3 protein-coding genes are annotated in these 2,780 nt (G+C 70.8%); 2 read left to right on the top strand and 1 reads right to left on the bottom strand.

The window, feature by feature from the left end:
• Window positions 1-693, bottom strand: a 693-nt coding sequence (locus HG542_RS15125) for a class I SAM-dependent DNA methyltransferase (protein WP_171081643.1), incomplete at its 3' end; no start/stop codon positions are given.
• Window positions 694-790: 97 nt separating this feature from the next.
• On the opposite strand from HG542_RS15125, the gene HG542_RS15120 reads away from it, so the two are divergent.
• Entirely contained in the window at window positions 791-1,912 is a 1,122-nt protein-coding gene (locus HG542_RS15120) for a DUF5954 family protein (RefSeq protein WP_171081642.1), read from the top strand.
• Window positions 1,913-2,081: 169 nt separating this feature from the next.
• A partial coding sequence (locus tag HG542_RS15115) for an FtsW/RodA/SpoVE family cell cycle protein (protein ID WP_255315950.1) occupies window positions 2,082-2,780 on the top strand: 699 nt, incomplete at its 3' end.

Raw genomic sequence — 2,780 nt, 5'->3', positions numbered from 1 at the left:
GGCGGCACCCACGACGGGTGCCGCCGCCCTTCCGTATCGCCAGGGGCGCTCCGGCTTGCAGGCCATGAGATACGCCTGCCGTACCCGCTCGCCGCCCTCGGGCTCGCGCAGCGTCGTGGCGTGCAGGGTGAAACCGGCCTCGCGCAGCAGGGCCGTGATGCGGTCCGGCGACAGCCGGTTGAAGTCCAGCGACACTGCGTGGCCGAACGGCCCGGGGATGTGCAGGGGTTCGTCGCCCGCCTGGAAGGCGACCAGCAGATGGCCGCCGGGGGCCAGCACCCGGTGGAACTCGGCGAACACCGCCGGCAGCTCTTCCTGCGGCGTGTGGATCAGCGAGTACCAGGCGACGATGCCGCCGAGGGTGCCGTCCGCCGGCTCCAGGGCGGTCAGCGAGCCCTCGTCGAACCGCAGGCCCGGGTGCTCCCGGCGGGCCAGGGCGACCATCGCGGGGGACAGGTCGACACCGAAGACATCCAGCCCGAGCGTGTGCAGGTGTGCCGTGACGCGGCCCGGACCGCACCCGAGGTCCGCGACCGGCCCGGCGGCCCGGCCCCGTGCCCGCTCGGCGAACGCGGCGAGGACGGCACGGTCCAGCGGATTGCCGGCCAGTTCGTTCTTGTAGCGCTCGGCGTATTCGGTGGCTATGGCGTCGTAGAAGGCCTGCGTGGTCTGCAGGTGGGAGGGCGCGGTCACGGGGGAGCACCTTGGCGCCCGGCGGAACTGTGCTGTCGCACGGGGTGATTCGCCGGTTTTCCGGACGGGCCGGGTCCGGGTGCGGCAGATTCGGTGCATGAGTGGCTACGAGGACAGGGTCCCCTCCTATCTGATGTTCCGGGTGGCCCCACAGGAAGGGCCGATTGCGGCTTTTGTCGAGCAGGAGGCCTGGCAGGCCCGGAAGTTGTACCCGGACCTGATGGGCGTGGGTGTCGCCGAGTTCTTCTCCGCACGCGAATGCGAGACCGGCGGCTGGGAGTTGTCCGCATACGGCTGCGACACCCCGCAACAGGCCCGCGACACGCTCGGATCGCAGTTCCGCATGCGTGCCAAGGAGGCCGGGGACGCGGGCGACGGGAAAGCCGCGAAGACCTGGATGGACGCGGCGCTGCGGATGGACCGCGAAGTCGTCGACGAGGTGCGCGTGCTCGGGCACCGGTTCAGGATCGTGCGTGCCTCGCACTTCATCCGCATGGGCAGCAGCGGCCCCGAGCCGCCCCGCCCCTCCGACCCCGACCCCGGGGAGGTCGGCGAGGCGTACCGACTGCCGTCGCGCACCGAGGGGTTCGTCATGGACCCGGCCGCCGGCACGGGTCTGTCGGACGGCATCCTCAAGCTGGACCTCGTCCAGTTCGTCGCGGCGCGCGGCGTGCCGCCCGAGGTGGCCGAGGACGCGCGGCGGGCCGCCGGGCGGTATCCCGGCGGGGTGCTGCTGCCGGCCGCGTTCATGATCTCCGAGCGGGTGGACGGCCGGTGGCGGGCGCACCGGCCCGGCGCGACCTCCTCCACGCCGCAGGGCGCGCGGGACGTACTGGCCACCTGGCTGCGGGTGATGGCGCCGTTCACCATGGAACTGGACGAGGCGGAACGCGCGATCCATGCACAGGCCGCCGACCGGCTCGACGACACCCGCGGCAACGTGGTGAACGTCGCCGGGACCCGCTTCCGGGTGACGCGGGTCGAACGGCTCGTCCGCGTCGGCCCGGACGGCCCCGAGGGCCCGCGGCCCTCCGATTTCGACCCCGAGCCGCCCGTCGAGGTCTCGGTGCAGCAGCTCAAGGACCGGGGGGAGTGGAAGGAGGAGGACGAGCCGATCGAACTCGACGAACAGACGCTCCGGCTCAAGGAGCTGTGGGAGCAGGAGGAGGCCCGTCGTGCTGCGGTGAGGGGGCGCAGGAAACGCGCGGACGGAGTGTGAGAAGAATGGCGATGATGAAGGAGGCAAGGGCGCAACCTTTTACGAGTCCTGAACCTCCTTCAGTTGGGCGTTCGGCCGTGTTGCCGCACGCCGGCGCAGAATTCGCCGGAAAACGGCTCGTAAGGGAACCGAGGGATACATGGGCTTGGGAGGAAGGGCTGCGGCCCGGATGGCACGGACAACCGTGGGGAGAGGCCGTAATGCCGAGCTGTTGATGCTCGGCTTCGCGGTGCTCCTCACGCTGTTCGGCTACGCCTCCGTGGGGATGGCCGTCGACGGGAAGGTGCCGGGCTCGCTGTTCGGCTACGCCCTCGGGTTTTCGGCGGTCGCCGCCGCCGCGCACGGGGTGATGCGCAGATTCGCCCCGAACGCCGATCCGTTGATCCTGCCGCTCGCCGTCGGGCTGAGCGGCCTCGGACTCGTGCTGATCCACCGGCTGGACATTTCGTACAAGATCCGCTGGCACTCCGCCCCGGGCGAGACCAACCAGCTGATGTGGAGCGGCATCGGCATCGCCGTGTGCCTGGCCATCGTGGTGCTCCTCAAGGACCACCGCCTGCTCCAGCGCTACCAGTACGTCATGGTGTTCACCGCCCTCGTGCTGCTGATCGCCCCGGCGTTCTTCGGCGCCGACACCTACGGCGCGAAGCGGTGGATCGTGCTGGGACCGCTGTCGTTCCAGCCCGGCGAGTTCGTCAAGACCGCCATCGCGGTGTTCTTCGCGGGCTACCTCACGCTCTACAAGGACGCACTGGCGCTGGCCAGCCGGCGGATCATGGGCTTCTACCTGCCGCGCGGGCGGCAGTTCGGCCCGATCGCCGCGGTGTGGGTGCTGAGCCTGGTGGTGCTCATCTTCGAGCGCGACCTC

Origin of the sequence: Streptomyces morookaense (assembly GCF_013030945.1) — a bacterium.
GTDB lineage: Bacteria > Actinomycetota > Actinomycetes > Streptomycetales > Streptomycetaceae > Streptomyces > Streptomyces morookaensis.
The sequence above is the reverse complement of the archived record's forward strand: the minus strand, read 5'-3'. Positions and strand labels throughout refer to the sequence as shown.